Origin of the sequence: Desulfosediminicola sp. (assembly GCF_048381775.1) — a bacterium.
Classification (GTDB): domain Bacteria; phylum Desulfobacterota; class Desulfobulbia; order Desulfobulbales; family Desulfocapsaceae; genus Desulfopila; species Desulfopila ganghwensis.
The window spans coordinates 37,899-56,339 of the sequence record NZ_JBLXGE010000003.1 but is presented as its reverse complement, the minus strand read 5'-3'; the positions used below and the strand labels follow the sequence as shown (position 1 = coordinate 56,339).

Here is an 18,441-nt window from a genome sequence, read left to right as displayed (position 1 = left end):
GCCAAAAACAGTCTGTTTATTTGGGCAAGTGAAATAGAGTTCCATGTTCTCAAGTCAATTGTTTTTCAAGTTCCGCAATAAATTCACGGGGGGACAATGCAGGTAAGCTCAGGCCACAAGCGTTACTGAGCTGAACGACCTGGGGCTGCAGGATACCACAGTCAGTCATGAGATCAAGGTGCTTGAACAATTCCCTGACGTTGCCGTCAAATACTACCTTGCCATCAGTGAGAGATATCGCGCGGGAAAAATTTTCAGCCACAAAATCCATATCGTGGGCGATAACAATGACTGTTTTTCCTTCATTTTGCAACTTTACCAATGCATTGCTGAAAAGGGTAATTTCGTAATAATCCAATCCTGCTGTCGGCTCATCAAAAACGAGTATTGGTGTGTCCATCGCCACAATGGACGCCATGGCGATTCTTTTGCGTTCGCTATAACCAAAATCATGTGGATTTTTATTCTTGAAAGTCGTCAGCTCAAATAGGGCCAGAGCCTCCTCTACCAAAGATTCTATCCGCTCTGCAGGATAACCGAGATTTCGCGGCCCAAAGGCGACTTCATTCCATATAGTTCTTTTGCAAATCTGGTCGTCCGGATTTTGAAACAGCAGGGCCACCTGACCGGCCAACCGACCTACTTCGGCCGTTGCGCTATTTTTGCCACCTAACCACACCGTACCAGTCAAGGGCCTGAACAGACCGTTCAGATGCTTTGCAAGGGTCGATTTTCCCGATCCGTTGTGCCCCATGAGCACCACACGTTCTCCAGATTGAATTTCAAGAGACACATCCTGTAATGCACGGATGGAACCTGGATAGTCAAATGACAGGTGATCAACGCGAATGTCCATGAATACACCTGCCCTGTAAAAGTCCGTCAATTGTATCGGAAAGCGACGTGGACAATGGAAGCCCTTTCGACCATAACCCTTGCCGTCGTGCCAGATCAGCTACCTGCGTATATCTGTTCCAATCAAGTCTGATACTCTTTATCATGGGCGAGGTGAGTACATCACCCGGTGGGCCATCCATTACCAGTCGTCCCTTATCAAATGCAAGCACACGATCAGCATATTCTGCAATAAGGTCGAGCTTCTGTTCTGCTATCACTACGGTCTTGCCCTGTTGCTGCAAGCGACGCAGGATGTCAAAAGTCAGTTTTGCGCCCTGGGGGTCAAGAAATGTAGTTGGCTCATCAAGGACCAGGATGGCAGGATCCACAGCCAATACGGTCGCCAGTGCAAGTCGCTGCTGTTGCCCACCGGACAAATGGTACGGCGAACATGCCGAATACTTCTCCAGGCCCATGATAGCCAGGACTTTTTCAACCTGCCTGGTCATCTTTTCCCTTGCTATCCCCTGATTCTCAAGGCCGAAAGCGACCTCTTCGAAAACGGTATAACGTACCCCGGACATCTGATTGCCGGGAACCTGCAACACGAGCCCGATGTGCTGGGCAATCTCGCTCACAGTTTTTTCTCTGCTGTCTGTCCCGTTGATGAGGACCCTGCCCTTCATCTTTCCACGGTAAAGCTGGGGAACCACACCGGTCAAGGCATAACATAAGGTAGATTTGCCACTATTGTTTGCACCTATGACCGCTACGAATTCTCCCTCGGAGATCTTGACCGAAACAGCTTTGAGGGATGGCTGCGAAGATCCGGGATAATGATACGTGAGTTCATCTGTTTCAAGCTGGGGCATACTTCACCTTAACAATCTGAGAAAAACAAGAACTGCGGCTGTCGCTAGCATCAGCCATCTAGTCATACGTTGAAATGAAGAATCCGCCAGGATCCGAAATGAAGTTCTGGGCGTGGTCGCCTTAAAGCCCCGGACCTCCAGAGCGATAGCACGTTGTTCTATTTCGACGATGGCTCCCACAACCAGAGGAACAACGAGCGGGGCGAGGCTGTAGAGACGCCGGATAAAATTCCCCCCGGTGTTCAACCCTCTTGCACGCTGGGCCGCCTGAATGGTTGCCACCCTCTCCTGCATAGCCGACATCATCAACAGGGGGCTGCCCAGCAGGTATGCCAGGGTCGGTGATTTACCTGAATGGGATATGGCCGTAATGAGATCTGCCGGATGGGTAGTAAAGACAAAGAGCAGAGATGCAGTTAGCACCGCTGCCAGCTGCAGCAGGGTATTGAAGGCGTACATCAAACCTTCCTGGTAGATGTTCAACCAATAAAAATGAAGAAGAATGGTCTGATTGCCGGGATAAAGCACACTATGGATGGGAATCATGAACAGCAACAAGGGTAGGAAAATCCGCACGAAAGTCCGCCAGGCCCCTTTCAGCACCCCTGCACTTCCTGCAACAGCCACATTGACCAGGAGCAGCAGAGCGTCATACGAAAACCCGGAAGGTCCGGCGTAGACGCCCACTCCAGCAAACAGGACATAACACAACTTCGTGAATGGATGTAGGCGCTGAACCCACGAATTATTGTCAATAAAGAGGGTCGTAGTCGTACTCTTTGGCTGCATTTTCTCTCTGGCTCTGCCTCTCACTGGTAATTATGGATTGTCCGGCAGAACCAGTTTTAAACTAGAGCTCCTTACCCGGTTATAACTACGCATTTTGCCCTGTTCAGTCGCCCAATTGTTCTTTCCGGCAGGGCCTGTACGATACCCCAGGCAAGTACTGCAGTGGCAACCTTGTCGAGCAGATTTGAAGTAAAGACAGTAACAACTACAGAACCGAACAGATCCTTACCGAGTGCCAACATGTAGGAAGTCATGAAATCGGCACCGGAACCGGTGATACCACCAAACATGTAGAGCCTGATTGGCACGGCAACAACAGCGTTGCACACTGTAATGATCACACCGCTGATTATAGCCAGCCACAAGCTCCTGAACAGCCCGTATTTTGCACACAGACCTGCTGCAACACCAATGACCATTGCCACCGGTGAAAAAGCTGCGGCGACAGGAGAACTGATCATGCCCCAGATCAGGTTGGTTAACAGCCCGGTAAGGCCGCCTGCCCAGGGACCGGCGAGCAGACCGACCAGAACTGTACCTATTGAGTCAAGAAATATCGGAAGCTTGAGCATCGATACCAATTGCCCGGCGACGATATTGATAACAATTGCAATTGACATCAGTACTATGGTCGTGGTGGTAAAATCTTCTTTGAATTGTTTACTGAGGCTCATGCTCTTTGCTCCTTTCTTGTGGTAGGGAAACGATTTCCAGTTCCGGGTATCCTGTATGCACGTCAAATTCCCGTAAAAATGAAATATTCGGAATGATGCCAATAACGATTTCAGCTGTAGTATAGATTGTGCAGCCATCCATCAAATGGGCGCCGTACGTTGTGCCGCATTCATCAGCAATGGCAATATGATAGTGCGAGCCATGCCTGGACAGGACCCCTGTCAATGAAACTATCTCGAAATGTCCAGCGAGTTTTTCCAGGCTATTTCTGTTGGCGAATCGCAACACTGCGGTGGTTAGGCTCCCTACACAGGTAAGGATACAGGCCGCTTCAATTTCATGATCTTCGACCAGTCGATCAAGTTCTGCCTTGAGATCCTGCCCGGGATGTAACCTGAGGCTTAGGGCGTCCATAATAATTGATATACTTGTTGTATTGTCAGGTAGTTAATATTTAGTCCAGGTAAAAACAAACCATTATATACACAAGCATATCCTATAACACAAATCGTTATATCTTATAGTTCTCTGTCTACCTATCAGCAATTTGTATGCAAGGAAGGCATAAAGGGTAGCATGCGGAGCAGACCGGCGCTGATCTATGGGTTCTATACCCGGTATTCGAGGAAAAAAGGGAACGAGTTGAGCCTGTCACCTTAGGCTTAACATCCGACCAGTTCCTGCTGAACTGCAAGGGGATCAGATTGAATGTAAATGGAAGGAGATGGAGGTTAAGAGGTTATTCACACAGCTTCCGTGGGTTGGAATACTATCGACCACCCAATCTTGTTATAAAAAATCACCAATCCGCTCAAGGCGGCTTCAGCCTTGAACTGGTCAATTTTTTCTTTACTTTCCGAATAATTCCGGCCGCCTGTATAGCCCAGGTTTCAGATATGGAATTTTTGCTTCATCTACTGTAGACTGCAGCCTCATTGAGTACGCTGAATATTTTTGCCTCTGAGCTATATAAGCATATAAAACAGGGCAACTTCCCATTAATACATATCCTATTATAAACATGTCTAATTACAGTAAACTTGATCGCCCTGAAATTCTCTCGCATATCTTCTATCCGCTCCAGCTCGAACGTACGCCTCTTCCTGAGAACGCTTGCGACTTTGACTGTACAGTTGAAGAAAATATCGTTCTCGGTTGCCGCTTTCATGCCGCCGGCAAAGAAGCTCCAACAATCATCTTTTTCCACGGTAACGGCGAGACGGTTGCAGATTATGATGAGGTAGGTGCAAAATACAATCAATTTGGTATGAACTTTCTTGTTACAACCTACCGTGGTTATGGCTGGAGTACCGGCAGCCCCACTGTTACCAGTATGCTTGCCGATACGGATATTATTTTGCAGAAGGCTCAGGTCTGGCTTGAGGAAAAAGGCTTTACCGGTTCCATCTTCGCAATGGGACGTTCCCTCGGTTCTGCTGCGGCAATCGACCTTGTCCAACGCCACCAGAAGGTTTTGAAGGGTCTGATTATCGAGAGCGGCTTCTCAGACACCCTGCCTCTGACTGAAAACCTCGGTATCGATTCTGAGAAAGCTGAACTAACTGAAGAAGACTGCTTCGGTAACAGCGAAAAAATTGCAGAAATCAAGCTGACAACACTTATTCTTCATGGTGCAAGGGATACCATCATCCCGATACAGCTAGCAGAAAAACTTCAGGCCTGCAGCGGTGCAAGAGCCAAACAGTTCATCATGGTCCCGGGTGCTGACCACAACAACATCGTTGAGGTTGGTGGCGATAGATACTTCGACGTAATTAAAAGCTTTGTCGATAAGGCGTGCGGTATCACCAAGTGGAGCTACAAGCGTCGAAAGTACAACCGGCCTGATTCCAAATAATACCTACTGTAAATTTTCGGATAATTATGAAACGAACCAACTATTTAAGCTGGGATGAATACTTCATGGCGGTCGCACTGCTTTCGGCCCAGCGTAGCAAAGACCCCAGTACCCAGGTCGGAGCATGTGTCGCCAATGATCAAAACAAGATCGTTGGCGTCGGATACAACGGATTTCCCTGGGGCTGCTCTGATGACGAGATGCCCTGGAATCGTGAAGGAGCCTTTCTCGATACCAAATACCCGTACGTCTGTCATGCCGAACTCAATGCGGTGCTTAACGCTATTACCACCGACCTTAGAGGCTGTCGTCTTTATGTCGGCCTGTTTCCGTGCAATGAGTGCACCAAGGTCATCATCCAGGCTGGAATCAGCGAAATTATATATCTTTCAGACAAATATAAAGATACAGATGCTGTAAAGGCATCCAAGGTCATGCTGAACAAATCCCCCAATATCAGCTATCGCCAGCTGAAGACGGGTCTGGATATGGTGAGGCTATCGTTCCTGCTGCCAGGGGAAGAGTCGAATTAAACTGCATGGAACGAAATATAAACCAGGGTTACGAGGAGTGCTCGTAACCCTGGTATGCGATATCGATCAGTTCTCCTGAGTGAGTGCGCATGCATACACCATCACCCGGCTGAATTACGCCTATCCTGGTAACAACAGGAATATCCGGTTGCCCTTTTTCTGCTGCTTTTCGGCGTTGTTCCCGGCAGTAGTTCTCAAACATCTCTTCTGCCCCACTCCTGACTGTAAAGACAAGCTCATAATCCTCTCCGCCTTTCAGCTGAAAGTCTTGCTGTGACACATTGAGTTGACCACACATCTCAATAAGTTCAGCATGCGCCGGCAAGCTCTTTTCCTCAATGATCGCAGAAACCTTACTTGCGGTGCAGAGATGGCTGAGATCTGTAGCAATGCCGTCTGAAATATCCTGCATTGAGGTGACCATCCCGCTTTGTAAAAGTATTTCAGCGAGCGCAACTCGAGGCTTTGGGTCCAGATGCGCCATGACCAGTTGCTGCCAGGCTAATTCCTGTAAACCCGGATCGCTTGACTTCCGCATTTGACAAAGATAAAGACCGGCAGCTGATGAACCAAGGTTTCCAGACACATAGACACTATCCCCGGACGCGGCTCCATCTCTGGGTATAGAGCATCCGCGGGGGGCTGTCCCCAGGACGGTGACGGAAATAGTGAGTTGTTTTGCCGATACGGTATCGCCGCCGACGAGCACGCATTGGTATTCATCGAGAATAGCCAACACTCCATCCACATAACTCTCAATCCAGTTGCTGTCCAAATCTCCTGGAAGGCCGACTGAAAGAAGGGCAAACTGCGGTTTCGCTCCCATCGCAGCAATATCACTTATATTGACGGCAAGAGATTTACGTCCCAGCAGGTATGGCTGGTGCCAGCTTGTGTCGAAATGGACACCCTGCACCAGCATATCTGTCGATATATGCCACTCCCGATCTGCCTCCTGACGGAAAACAGCACAATCGTCCCCTATGCCTTTAAGGAGATTGGGATGAGACCTATGTGCTTTGGCAGCAATGTGCTTAATAAGATCGCGTTCAATCATGGAAAGGTACACACATCCGGAGGCTATTTGACTCGTTTCAAAGAGTGAATTTTGCCTGCAGGTTTCTTCATTTCGGGTGTTCCGGTCTCCTGATCGGGTTCAGGTGTTTCCTCATCCTGCTCGGCCTGGAAATCAATGGCCTGGACAAATCGTTCCTCTCCGCCCATGGTGAAAATCTCCCCTGTCATCTGCGATGTTCGCAAAGTCCAGACCATATTCTGCAACGGTATCGAGAGTACAGAAAAGTGTACATGCCACCATTCATCTTTCCTGCTTGGGTCGCGCTCTATATCGGTAACCTTGGCATACATGAGCATCTGCGGCTCTTTGGCAGCTATCAGAACGATGTCGCCGATTTCAGTAGTATCCTTGAACGGTACGTGTTGCTGTAATTCTTTAACTATTTTCTGCATGAATCAGTATCACTCTCTAATCTTGGTTTTTGACTCTATAATAATGGTATCGCCATCAAGCGAAGTCCTTGTGGCGGATTTTTCATACATGGCAAGCCCATGTAATATAGGGCTAATCAGGTTGTCCGTGATCACTCTGGCATGGATCGCGGCTTGCCGGTCCTGTACCGCTATAATAGTACTGAGCCAGCTGACAATCTTTTCCAGATGCAGGGCCAGGGTAGCCTGATCCACATAGAATACAGAATTGTTCAGCTTTTGAAAGCCCGGATCCAGTCTTTCAAACGATTCTGCCGCAACAAGTTGAGATTCGGTCAACGGAGTATCCAGGATTGCCCGCAGCATATCCATGGTATTAGCAATAATAAGGTAACCCCGGTAAATTGTATAGACCGGTTGCAGGCTTTCGCGGTCATAGATGCCCCAGACATAATATTGAACGTCCTTATATTTCCGGCTCTGCAAATGAATGTCGAGTTGGTTTAAACTTTCCTGAATCAGCGCGTTGACAGACTCCTCATCACGGAGCCTTATCATCAGCGCCGTGTCTGGTATCGGGATAAACTGTGCCCGCAAACTCGGTTTGAGCAGAATGGAGACACTTGAATCAGCCATATCTATAATCTGTTCAACCTCGTAACCTGTTGAATTTTTGATCTCAAACCTTATGGATTCAATATCTGCGTCTGTTTCACCCGCCTCAGCCACAAACATATTCCACAGTAGTCTTGGATTCAGAGTGTTGGACCAGTAATAGAGCAGTACATTATCTCCCACGAGAGACAGAGTATCATTGATAGACGGCCGGGTGCTGATCATTTCCCTGACCTGTATGTCCATAGCTTCCTGGTTGATTTTGGCCAGAATTTTATCGTTGGAAATATCTTTATCACGCCAGGTACCGTAAGACAGTGTGGTTATACCTCTGAGGGTGGACATCTCATGAAGTACCGCTTTCGCCCTTTCGTCAGCAGATCGACTGGCACCGTATTGCGCCAACTCCTGCAGGCCATCTATTGCAATATAAAGGAATCTCTCTGCCTCGCCGAGTTTAGTACGATGAGCAAGGAAATCCGGATCAGTTCCAAGATTCACAGATTGCTCGTCAAAGATATCCAACGACTCCCGTATGATCCGTTCCTCAAAAGAGGCAAGAACGTATCCCTCTACAACCGAAATATAGAGTGTATAGTTTTCAAGAACCATTCGGTTTATAGTGTGCTTCCCATACATTACAGAGGTATTATCGAATGTGCCTCCATAGAAGGTAAGTAACTTTGCCAGGCTAAGTTGAGGCAGATCCGGTTTACTGATCAGCAGCGTGTGATGACGAACAAATAAGTCAAGCGAATCATCATGATTGGACCAGTTACGCTGGGGAACAAAGGCAACGGAACATTTTTCACCGAGAATATGCTGTACAAGCGGATCAGTTCGTAATCTGTCCACCCCTTCGAGCACCTTTCGTATCTCAGCCTGATACTGATTATTGAAACCACCCTCACTGAGCACTTTTTCGTAATCTATTGAGTCAAGGGCCTTGCCAAATCGTGAGTTAAAGAATCTCTTCATTGACTCAACACCATCAACCTGCTCTGCGTAGATGAGGGTATCCACAGGGAGGAATTGGGTTGTTTCCAGCTCATGAATCTCTATACGACTTACAAGAAATATTCCGAGCACCATTAAGGTACTGACCAAAACGGATAAGACGATACGCATATTACTCTCTATTTAGATACTGTTTCTGCGAAACTGTATTGCCTCTGCAATATGTTTGGACGCAATGTTTTCAGAAAGCTCCATGTCGGCAATTGTGCGGGCCAGTTTGAGTATCCTGTGATAGCCTCTTCCGGACAATCCAAGCTTCTCCATACCTCTTTTCAAAAGCGTAGATGAAGCCTGATCCAATGAACAATGTTCCTCGATTTCCCGGGTCTGCATTTGCCCATTACACTCTACATGGGAAATTCCCGAAAAACGGGTTTGTTGAATTTTCCTTGTTCTATTAACACGTTCCCGGATTTTTTGCGATGTCTCACCGCACTCCTTTCCACTCATCTCATCATATTTCAATGCAGATACGGTGAGATGAAGGTCAATTCTATCAAGTAAAGGACCAGATACTTTGCTCTGGTATCGCTGGATTTGAACCGGACTACAGGTGCATGAATTTCTTCGATCACCAAGATAACCGCAAGGGCATGGATTCATGGCGACAATCAATACAAAGGTTGAAGGAAAGCGCAACGACATGTTGGCCCGGGTAATGGTAACATGTCCATCCTCCAGGGGCTGGCGCAACACCTCCAGAACGTGCTTTTTGAATTCAGGCAACTCGTCCAGGAATAAAACACCATTATGAGCAAGAGAAACTTCACCTGGCTTTGGAGTATTACCGCCGCCAATCAGCCCGGCATCTGAAATAGTGTGGTGCGGTGCACGGAAAGGTCGATGAACTCGCAGGGCTGGTCCCGATTCGCCCAGATGACTGATACTATATATTTTTGTGGTCTCTATGATCTCTTCATAGGTCATTTCAGGCAGGATAGTCGGCACTCTCCTGGCAAGCATTGTCTTACCGGAACCTGGTGGACCTTGCATGAGAAGATTATGTCCGCCGGAGGCTGCAATTTCTAGAGCTCTTTTTACATGCAACTGGCCTTTTACTTCTGAAAAGTCAGCACTGTAATCCTGTTCAATGAGTTTTTTCGGTGAAATGGCTGCACGGACAGCTTTGAGCTCTCGTCTGCCATGAATAAACTCAACCGCTTCCGGCAGGCTGGCAACAGGGAAAACATCAATGGAGGAGGCAGCAATTGCTGCCTCCTCCATATTTTCTTTAGGAACAATAAATCTCTTAATGCCAGCCTCCCTGGCTGCCAAAAGCATTGCCAGAACACCTTTTACCGGACGTACGGATCCATCCAGAGAAAGCTCACCGACTATGCATGTTTCTTCAAGCTGCTTCGGCAGTATTAGTTCCGTAGCCGCAAGAATTCCCATGGCAGTGGGCAGATCGAAACCCGCCCCTTCTTTACGGACATCTGCTGGTGCCAGATTGACTGTGATTCGCTTGTTCGGGAATTCATAACCGCAGTTCTTAATCGCGGCTTTAACCCTGTCCTTATTCTCCCTGACAGCACTGTCAGGAAGACCTACAGTGGCAAAGGTCGGTAAACCAAGGGCAACATCCACTTCGACATCAATGAGTAGACCGCTAACTCCATAAGAGGTACAGCTAGTGATTTTGGCAAGCATGATGTTGACTATCTGTTGAAAGGTTTGATGATCTGAAAATTGAGCGGGATACGAGATGTCACGCCTGTTAAGGAGCGAAAAGCCGATTCATCTGATCGCTATACTCCCCGTTTTTCTCCCGGTAAATGTAAAAGGGTTCTTTTATCCGGACACCTCGGCCGCCGTTTTTAAGGCACCTGAGCATCACCAATTTGGCGTTGACCTGCTCATTGGGATAGCTGTAAACAAATTGCAGATCCTTAATCTCCAACCGCACAGCAGCAAGAGCTGAGGAAAGCTCTACAAACTGCTCAGCCGGATAGATAAACACAGCGGAGCCACCATTTTTTAATACAGCGGCGGCGCCCTTGGCAAAACCGAAGATATCGGCTGTTATCTGATGCCTGGCTATTTTAGCTTGCGTATCAAGGCATTGACGACCAGTTTCCGGTCTGTAGAATGGCGGATTACAAACCACCAGGGAAAATGACTCAGGTTTAAATATATTTAATATTTCCTTCACGTTCCCCTGATAACATGAGCATTTTTCGGCAAATTCGTTTTCAGCATAATTCCTGTTCGTTAAATCACAGAGTTCTTGCTGCAACTCGAGAGAACGCAAAGTGGCGATTCGCTGTTTCCACCGGTGCATCATTATCAAACCAATGACACCGCTCCCCGCACCGAGATCCAACACCTTTTCACCTTTTGCAGGAGTATGAAAGTGTGCTGCCAGGATCGCATCCACCGAAAACCGATAGCCATTCCTGAATTGACTACAATACACTTCACCATCAAAGAGTGTATCTGCAGTCATCTGTTGTGAGTTTTCAGGTACTTCTACCATTTTGATTTATAACCTCTAATCCTCTGTGTTTCTATTTTTCAATTTCTCTGAATCTGAGCATATAGACTCATGCTTGCATGTGCTGCTCGGAATTTCCTGCTATTTCGTAAGAATTCTTCTCACTTTAGGTAGAGTTTCTGACAAATCAGATACATCTGATACTACTGATATAGTGCACCTTTCACCATAACACGTTCTTGCACCATGTGCTTTGTACCTTGTATTGTCTGCACGCCGCCCCTCTTTTTTTATGGAATATGGTGACAAGGAATATTATAAAGAGGTGACCGTGATCTTTCGTAATCACTCTGAAATCTCAGTTTTCAGATGATACGAAAGCGCTCTTTGTTAAATCAAATTTCAGGAGTCATGTATGTACGATATCTTTGTAAAAACCCATTTTGCCGGAGCGCACCATCTGCGAGATTACCCCGGTGACTGCGAACACCCTCATGGTCACAACTGGAAGGTTAAAGTGACTGTTCGTGCCACCGGCCTTGATAACCTCGGCATGGGTATTGATTTTACCGTCCTGAAAAAGCATGTAAAAGAAGTTATTGATACCATTGATCACTGCGATCTCAATGAGCATGAAGCATTTAGGATATTAAATCCTTCATCTGAAAATATTGCTCAATATATTTACAACAATCTCGTGGACAAACTCGACCATGAACGATATTCTCTATACAGCATTTCTGTTTCCGAAACAGATAACCAAGGCTTGATTTACTACGGTAATTCAGACCAGTAGTGCTTCCTTTTTTACCCTGTATACTCAGGTTATAGTCGGGCGGTTTTGTTTTAATCTACAAAAACGCCTGACCACTTTCTGCCCCATTTGTTGTTTTACATTTTTTATATTAACTGCACCCCCTTAACATCTTTTGCCTAAAATAAAGGTTTTCTCCATGATTACTCTTAAAGAAGCCAGACTATGTGTGGTTGGGTTAGGGTATGTAGGTCTGCCCCTGGCGGTTGAGTTTGGGTATAAATACCCGACAATAGGTTTCGACCTGAACAGAGCTAGAATAGAGGAGTTACAGTCCGGCAAAGACTTAACCCTTGAAGTCCCTCAAGATCAGCTTATGGCTGCCGAATTTCTGAGCTACACAGACAGGGTGGAGAAACTGACCAAATGCAATATCTTTATTGTGGCGGTCCCAACACCTATTGATGATGCCAAGCAGCCGGATCTCAAACCGCTACTCAAGGCAACCGAAACAGTGGCAGGCTGTCTGAAACGGGGCGATATTGTGATCTACGAGTCTACTGTTTACCCGGGTGCCACCGAGGAAGAATGTGTCCCCCTTCTTGAAGAGATATCGGGTCTTACCTACAACAGGGATTTCTGTTGTGGCTACTCACCGGAGCGAATAAATCCCGGGGATCATGAGCACAGATTACCAACTATCGTTAAAGTTACCTCTGGCTCTACGCCGGAAGCAGCTGAACTGATAGATAAACTATATTCGTCTATAATCGATGCAGGTACATTCAAGGCAAGTTCAATTAAGGTTGCTGAAGCCGCAAAGGTCATAGAAAATACCCAGAGAGACGTAAATATCGGCCTTATCAATGAGCTCTCGCTTATTTTTAATAAGCTTGGCCTCAACACCATGGAAGTTCTTCAGGCGGCAGGTACCAAATGGAATTTTTTACCATTCCGCCCGGGATTGGTAGGCGGTCACTGTATAGGGGTCGACCCGTATTACCTCACCTACAAAGCTAAAAAAGTAGGCTATAGACCCAGGATGATACTCGCTGGCAGGCGTACCAATGACGCCATGGGCCATCATATTGCCGCACGAATAGTGAAAATGCTGCTGCAAAGGAAGATCGACACCATAAATTGTCGAGTGCTGATCATGGGGCTCACCTTTAAAGAAAATTGTCCAGACCTTCGCAACACCCGGGTAACAGACATCATTGACGAATTGCGCGAATATGGAATTGGGGTTGACGTACACGATCCTTGGGTTGATCGGGAGCAAGCACTTAAGGAGTATGGCATTGAATTGGTAGATACCCTTGTTCCCCACAGCTATGACACTGTCATTTTAGCTGTCGGCCATAAGCAATTCGCACAAATGAGCCGTGACGATCTACAATCTCTTCGAAAAGAAGAGCGTTCAATAATTTTCGATGTTAAATCTCTCTATCCGCGCGACTGGGTGGATGACAGTCTATAAAAATATCCTCTGAATAATACAACTCGGGCTTCAGGAAGTGGGGCGTGAAGAGCAAGAGCATAGGGGCAATGGTTTAAAGCTACCCCCCTAAAATTTCGATATATTGAGTTAATCAATATGCAGATCACTTGCAGAACTACCACTCCTCACGCCTCTCCCTTTACCTTTTCAAGCTGAAGATTAAGGGGGTATCAGATAATAATATTCCCCATAGCTGTAACGTTAGGTATCGTATAGTTTTGAAATTTACTCACCACACCGAAGTTAAGGCCCCTATTCTCCTGGTTGATTTGCTTTCTGAAGAAACCGGCCTCTCCAAAAGCATTGTCAAGGATTGCCTGAAAAAAGGTGCTGTTTGGTTAAGGAGACCTAAAAGGAAGGAAATCAGAGTTCGAAGGGCCAAATACCAGCTTAAAAAGAAAGATTCGGTCAAGCTGTATTACGATACATCCATACTCTCACAGCCTGCGCCGGAACCGGTTTGTATTTCAGATGAAGGCAGATACAGTATTTGGAATAAACCCGCAGGTCTTCTCAGCCAGGGCACAAAATATGGGGACCACTGTTCCCTTTTGCGGCTTGTTGAAAAACATTTTGAAAATAGAGATGTTTTTCTAGTACACAGGCTTGATCGCGAAGCTTCCGGCTTAATCTTAATTGCCCATGACCGTCAGGCAGCAGCTGCCTTTTCTACAATTTTTGGGCATCATAAAGATAAATCAGTTGAAAAGTGGTATCAGGCAACTGTGCAGAAGGTGCTCGGCGAAAACGGCAAAGAACTTCGAATCGAACTGCCGCTTGACGGTAAGTCATCAACAACCATCGTCAAAGTAATCGCAATTGACCAGCAAAGAGACCGGAGCGACTTACTGATACAGATCCTAACAGGGAGATATCACCAGATACGGCGCCATCTCAGCATGATCGGTCACCCCATTATCGGTGATCACAGGTATGGAAGACCAGAGGGTGAAAAACTCCACCTCAAGGCGTGCAGGCTGAGTTTCACCTGTCCACTCACCGGACAGGCGAAGAGTTACACTTTGCAGTAAGCCTGAAACATTCGTTACCCAAACATGCCACCTTAAAATAAATAGATCGGGCTGCCAGGGCCCGAAATCACTTCAGAGGGATTAATACCGCAATAGTTGCTCCCCAACTACCTGCGCCTTCGCCCGCCAGTCGAAAACTGGCTACAGCTTCATTTCTTTCCAACAGCGCATGCACAGAGCGTCGGATATTCCCTATTCCTTTACCGTGAATAAACCGAACTTCAAGGATATTTCTCTGCCTGCACTCTTCTATGTAATCAGGGATCAGATACTTAAGATCTTTTGGGGAAAATGGATGCAGGTCAAGAATGCCGTCAATGGGCATCTCAACCTGTTCATCGTGTTCATGGAATTCATCCATCGCCAGACCTTTTACAGGAGTTTCAGAGCCAGGTCCGCTGCTTTAACTGAAGCACCGGGACCACCCATGAGATTGCGAACACCGGCCAATCCGTTCAGCATATCCTGCATCTTGCTCTCATCTTCAAGCAACCCCTGCAACTGATCTGCAATATTCTCAGGGCAAACTTCTTTTTGCAGCAACTCAGGAACTACTTCACGTTCTGCAATGAGATTGACTAACGAAAAATATTTAATGTCAATCAACAGCGTACCCAGAAAATACGTCAGCGGGGCCAGCCTATAGGTCACAACCATAGGCGTATTGAGAAGAGCCAGCTCAAGAGTAACCGTTCCGGATGCGGCAACTACCGCATCGCATGCGGCCATCAGATTATAGCGATCCCCTCGAATTACATGCAAATCGAGTTTTTGCTGATACTCCCTGAGACCCTGCGCGTTCAGTTCTTCTTCAGATATTGTAGAAGCCAACGGGAGTAAAAAGATAAGGCGCTGTTTGCTATTTTTCTGTAAACGTTCTGCAGCCTGAAGAAACGTCGGAAGCAAAAATGCAATTTCTTTTGATCTGCTTCCCGGCAACAAACCGATCAGCCTGCAGCCGTCATCATCCCCCTCTTTATGAGTGAGGCTATGTTTTCTCAAAAACTCAGCTCTTGATAGATCAGCGTGAACGCTGTCCAGCAGCGGGTGACCGACATATTCAGCCTCAACCCCCCTGTCTTTTAAATACTTCTCTTCAAAAGGCAGAATGACACCAACCCTGTCTGTGCGTTCGGCGATGGTTTTCACCCTACCCGACCGCCAGGCCCATACCTGGGGGCAAATATAATAGAAAACAGGAATACCAAGCTTTTTTGCAGCCTTGGCAAGCATCAGATTGAAATCAGGCAGATCAATTATAATAAGTAAATCAGGGCGTTTTTCAGCCAGGAAACGGCGGAGAATTCTTTGGGCGGCAAAGATATCGGCCAGGTGGGAAACAACTTCGGAAACACCGACAACGGAGACTTTTTTGGCATCGAAGAGAATTTCGACACCAGCAGCTTCCAGCTCCTCCCCTCCCATCCCTGCGAAGGAGAGATCGCTGCATTTTTGCCGCATGGCCTTCACAAGATTCGAGCCATGCAAGTCACCGGAGGCTTCTCCGGTGACTATCATGATAGACTTCACAGTATTTTACTTAGTGTTAAGATAGTCTTTGAATACGTCAAGATTCTGATGCTGCTTAATCTGCTCCATCACTTCCAGAGCAACCGCCAGAGCCCTTCTGCCCTCGTGACCGGACACAGCAGGCCTGGTTCTATTCTCTACGTGATAAACAAAGTGCTCTATCTCACTTCTCAGAGCGTCACCTTCTGTAAAGGAATTGATCTCAACATCCTGTTTTGGCATGCCGGAATCCATGAGTTCCTTTTTCAGGTGAATGGTCATTACCTTCTTATTGGCAAAGTCCACATTAATGTATGAACCTGGCTGGAAGATACGCATTTTTCTGATATTGGTGCGGGATATCCTGCTGACAGTTACGTTTGCAGTGGCTCCATTTTCGAAAATAAGTCTGGCGTTGGCAATATCGGTGGTCGCTGTGGCAACTGGTGCCCCGACAGTGTGAATCTGCTTGATAGGTGATTTGACGATATTGAGTATAATATCGATGTCATGAATCATAAGATCAAGGACGACATCAACGTCTACACCACGATTTTTGAATACAGAAATACGATTACTCTCGATGAACACAGGCTGGGTAAGAAATGGCTCCATCGCCTGAACCGCAGGATTGAATCTCTCTAGATGACCAACCTGAAAGACCAGAGATTTCTCTTCAGCAATGCGTATCAGGTCATCTGCTTCTTCCAGAGTTACCGTTATTGGTTTCTCCAGGAGAACATCAACTCCGGCGTTCAGACAATCGCTTGCTACTTTATGATGGAGACTGGTGGGGACTACAATTGAAACTGCATCAACCAGCGCGATAAGTTCTTTATAATCCGCATACGCTTTGCATGAACACTCTTCGGCCACTTTTTCGGCCTGTTCCAGGCTTACATCTGCTACACCAACCAGTTCAGCATTCTCAAGCGCCGCATATTTCTGCGCGTGAAACCTTCCGAGATACCCGACACCAATTACACCGACTTTAGTCTTTCCCATAGAGGGCTTGCTCCTTACACCTCCAGGGCACCTCATCCGTGCCCCGGATCAATTTGCCGATCAGATTCCCAGATAGGCTTTCTGCACATCCTGATTCGCCAGAAGATCACTGGCCGGTCCACTCAGGGTAATGGCTCCGTTTTCCAGTACATATCCTCTGTCCGCAATGTGCAGTGCCTGGTTGGCGTTCTGCTCGACAAGAAAAATTGTTGTATTGTTTTCTGAATTTATCTGCTTGATTATTTCAAAAATCTGTTTGATCACCAGCGGTGCAAGCCCCATGGACGGTTCATCCAAAAGCAGCAGTTGCGGCCGCGCCATAAGCGCACGTGACATGGCGAGCATCTGCTGTTCACCACCACTCAAGGTTCCGCCATCCTGGTTTCGTCTCTCGGCTAAAATGGGAAAAAGATCGAAAACATACTCAATATCTTTCTTGATTTCCGCCTTGTCATTCCTTAGAAACGCACCCATATCAAGATTTTCCCGCACAGTCAGCTGCGGAAAAATATGCCTTCCTTCAGGCACCTGACAAAGCCCTTTCTTGACGATCTCATCAGAGTTCCTGCCCTGAATTTCATCACCATTAAACAGAATTTTACCGGATCTGCAAGCTACAACTCCGGAAATCGCCATCAAGGTAGTACTTTTGCCTGCGCCGTTTGCCCCGATGAGGGTAATTATCTCACCCTCATTAATCTCCAGGCTCACATCTTTCAAGGCAAGGATGTTGCCATAACCTGCCTGTACATTCTCGAGTTTAAGCATCTACGTCCTCACCTAAGTATGCCTTGATAACATCTGGATTGGTACGGATCTCCTCAGGCTTGCCCTCGGCTATCTTCTTACCATAATCCATAACGAAGATTCTGTCAGAGAGCGTCATAACCAATTTCATATCATGCTCAATGAGTAGAATTGCCTGACCATCAGAGGATATTTCCCTTATCAGATCAATAAGTTCCTGAGTCTCCTGGGGATTCATTCCAGCAGCAGGTTCATCGAGTAGAAGCAGAAGCGGTTCCGTGGCGAGAGCTCTGGCTATTTCCAATCTTCTCTGCGCGCCATACGAGAGATTGTCGGCTCGTTCATTCGCAAATTCTGCAAGGCCGATTTTCTCCAGAAGACTGTAGCTCATCTCCATTATTTCCTGCTCTTCCCTACGGGTGGCAGGGCCGCGGAAAATTGCACCGAGAATGAAGGCTTTTGTTCGGCAATGCCGGCCGATCATAACATTTTCCAACACCGTCATTTTAGGAAAAAGCCGGATGTTCTGAAATGTTCTGGCCAGACCTTTCTTCGTAACGTAGTTTGGCTTCAGCCCTTTGAGGCTGGTACTCTTACCAGCTCCCGGAGGAGTCAACATCACATCTCCAGCTGTGGGCATATAAATACCGGTAACACAGTTGAAGAATGTGGTCTTGCCTGCACCATTGGGACCGATAAGAGCGACAATCTCTCCGGAGTGTACATCAAGGTCCAGTTTATTCAGCGCACGAATACCGCCGAAATCCATGGTAAGGCCGGTAACTTTCAATATTGGGGTAGTCATATCTCTGCTG

20 protein-coding genes are annotated in these 18,441 nt (G+C 46.9%); 5 read left to right on the top strand and 15 right to left on the bottom strand.

Annotated elements, in window-relative coordinates; genetic code table 11:
• Positions 1 to 49: 49 nt before the first annotated feature.
• The 5 genes from ACN5NT_RS05730 to ACN5NT_RS05710 form a co-directional block, all read right to left on the bottom strand.
• Positions 50 to 856 (bottom strand): energy-coupling factor ABC transporter ATP-binding protein, encoded by an 807-nt coding sequence (locus tag ACN5NT_RS05730; RefSeq protein WP_419174794.1) that lies wholly within the window; start codon positions 854 to 856, stop codon positions 50 to 52.
• Entirely contained in the window at positions 840 to 1,709 is an 870-nt protein-coding gene (locus ACN5NT_RS05725) for an energy-coupling factor ABC transporter ATP-binding protein (RefSeq protein WP_419174793.1), read from the bottom strand. The genes ACN5NT_RS05730 and ACN5NT_RS05725 overlap by 17 nt, the downstream gene beginning before the upstream one ends.
• Before the next feature lie 3 nt (positions 1,710 to 1,712).
• Positions 1,713 to 2,498, bottom strand: a complete 786-nt coding sequence (locus ACN5NT_RS05720) for an energy-coupling factor transporter transmembrane component T family protein (RefSeq protein WP_419174792.1) — start codon at positions 2,496 to 2,498, stop codon at positions 1,713 to 1,715.
• Between the two features lie 71 nt (positions 2,499 to 2,569).
• Entirely contained in the window at positions 2,570 to 3,172 is a 603-nt protein-coding gene (locus ACN5NT_RS05715) for an ECF transporter S component (protein WP_419174791.1), read from the bottom strand.
• Positions 3,159 to 3,587, bottom strand: coding sequence for a PPC domain-containing DNA-binding protein (locus tag ACN5NT_RS05710; RefSeq protein WP_419174790.1), 429 nt, complete (start codon positions 3,585 to 3,587; stop codon positions 3,159 to 3,161). The genes ACN5NT_RS05715 and ACN5NT_RS05710 overlap by 14 nt, the downstream gene beginning before the upstream one ends.
• A 607-nt stretch (positions 3,588 to 4,194) precedes the next feature.
• Here ACN5NT_RS05710 and ACN5NT_RS05705 point away from each other — a divergent pair.
• Both ACN5NT_RS05705 and ACN5NT_RS05700 read left to right on the top strand, forming a co-directional pair.
• Positions 4,195 to 5,031 (top strand): alpha/beta hydrolase, encoded by an 837-nt coding sequence (locus tag ACN5NT_RS05705; protein WP_419174789.1) that lies wholly within the window; start codon positions 4,195 to 4,197, stop codon positions 5,029 to 5,031.
• A gap of 26 nt (positions 5,032 to 5,057) precedes the next feature.
• The gene (locus tag ACN5NT_RS05700; protein ID WP_136799250.1) at positions 5,058 to 5,564 is read left to right on the top strand and encodes a deoxycytidylate deaminase; all 507 of its coding nucleotides are present in this window, start codon (positions 5,058 to 5,060) and stop codon (positions 5,562 to 5,564) included.
• A gap of 28 nt (positions 5,565 to 5,592) precedes the next feature.
• On the opposite strand, the gene thiL is transcribed toward ACN5NT_RS05700, so the two are convergent.
• The 5 genes from thiL to ACN5NT_RS05675 all read right to left on the bottom strand — a co-directional run bounded on the left by thiL (position 5,593) and on the right by ACN5NT_RS05675 (position 11,121).
• The gene (gene thiL, locus ACN5NT_RS05695) at positions 5,593 to 6,621 is read right to left on the bottom strand and encodes a thiamine-phosphate kinase (RefSeq protein ID WP_419174788.1); all 1,029 of its coding nucleotides are present in this window, start codon (positions 6,619 to 6,621) and stop codon (positions 5,593 to 5,595) included.
• 23 nt (positions 6,622 to 6,644) lie between these two features.
• Entirely contained in the window at positions 6,645 to 7,034 is a 390-nt protein-coding gene (locus ACN5NT_RS05690) for a hypothetical protein (protein ID WP_419174787.1), read from the bottom strand.
• Between the two features lie 9 nt (positions 7,035 to 7,043).
• Positions 7,044 to 8,756, bottom strand: coding sequence for a DUF3352 domain-containing protein (locus ACN5NT_RS05685; protein ID WP_136799253.1), 1,713 nt, complete (start codon positions 8,754 to 8,756; stop codon positions 7,044 to 7,046).
• A gap of 12 nt (positions 8,757 to 8,768) precedes the next feature.
• Positions 8,769 to 10,295, bottom strand: a complete 1,527-nt coding sequence (locus ACN5NT_RS05680; protein ID WP_419174786.1) for a YifB family Mg chelatase-like AAA ATPase — start codon at positions 10,293 to 10,295, stop codon at positions 8,769 to 8,771.
• Between the two features lie 67 nt (positions 10,296 to 10,362).
• Positions 10,363 to 11,121 (bottom strand): tRNA1(Val) (adenine(37)-N6)-methyltransferase, encoded by a 759-nt coding sequence (locus tag ACN5NT_RS05675; RefSeq protein WP_419174785.1) that lies wholly within the window; start codon positions 11,119 to 11,121, stop codon positions 10,363 to 10,365.
• 373 nt (positions 11,122 to 11,494) lie between these two features.
• On the opposite strand from ACN5NT_RS05675, the gene queD reads away from it, so the two are divergent.
• The 3 genes from queD (at position 11,495) to ACN5NT_RS05660 (ending at position 14,365) form a co-directional block, all read left to right on the top strand.
• Complete coding sequence (queD, locus tag ACN5NT_RS05670; RefSeq protein WP_136799256.1) at positions 11,495 to 11,875, top strand: 6-carboxytetrahydropterin synthase QueD; 381 nt, start codon at positions 11,495 to 11,497, stop codon at positions 11,873 to 11,875.
• A 157-nt stretch (positions 11,876 to 12,032) separates the two neighbouring features.
• Positions 12,033 to 13,313, top strand: coding sequence for a nucleotide sugar dehydrogenase (locus ACN5NT_RS05665; RefSeq protein ID WP_419174784.1), 1,281 nt, complete (start codon positions 12,033 to 12,035; stop codon positions 13,311 to 13,313).
• Positions 13,314 to 13,552: 239 nt separating this feature from the next.
• A complete protein-coding gene (locus ACN5NT_RS05660) occupies positions 13,553 to 14,365 on the top strand; it encodes an RluA family pseudouridine synthase (protein WP_419174783.1) in 813 nt (270 codons plus the stop codon).
• 67 nt (positions 14,366 to 14,432) lie between these two features.
• Here ACN5NT_RS05660 and ACN5NT_RS05655 read toward each other — a convergent pair whose 3' ends face one another.
• Genes ACN5NT_RS05655 through ACN5NT_RS05635 form a run of 5 tightly spaced genes read right to left on the bottom strand, consistent with a single transcriptional unit; the run spans position 14,433 to position 18,431 of the window.
• Positions 14,433 to 14,726: a Smr/MutS family protein gene (locus tag ACN5NT_RS05655; protein ID WP_136799258.1), complete on the bottom strand. Its 294-nt coding sequence runs from the start codon at positions 14,724 to 14,726 to the stop codon at positions 14,433 to 14,435.
• Positions 14,727 to 14,737: 11 nt separating this feature from the next.
• Positions 14,738 to 15,883: a lipid-A-disaccharide synthase gene (gene lpxB, locus ACN5NT_RS05650; RefSeq protein WP_419174782.1), complete on the bottom strand. Its 1,146-nt coding sequence runs from the start codon at positions 15,881 to 15,883 to the stop codon at positions 14,738 to 14,740.
• A gap of 18 nt (positions 15,884 to 15,901) precedes the next feature.
• Entirely contained in the window at positions 15,902 to 16,879 is a 978-nt protein-coding gene (locus ACN5NT_RS05645; RefSeq protein WP_136799260.1) for a Gfo/Idh/MocA family protein, read from the bottom strand.
• Positions 16,880 to 16,939: 60 nt separating this feature from the next.
• Positions 16,940 to 17,647 (bottom strand): ABC transporter ATP-binding protein, encoded by a 708-nt coding sequence (locus ACN5NT_RS05640; protein WP_136799261.1) that lies wholly within the window; start codon positions 17,645 to 17,647, stop codon positions 16,940 to 16,942.
• Positions 17,640 to 18,431 (bottom strand): ABC transporter ATP-binding protein, encoded by a 792-nt coding sequence (locus tag ACN5NT_RS05635; protein ID WP_136799262.1) that lies wholly within the window; start codon positions 18,429 to 18,431, stop codon positions 17,640 to 17,642. Before ACN5NT_RS05635 ends, ACN5NT_RS05640 begins: the two co-directional genes overlap by 8 nt.
• Between the last annotated feature and the right edge of the window lie 10 nt (positions 18,432 to 18,441).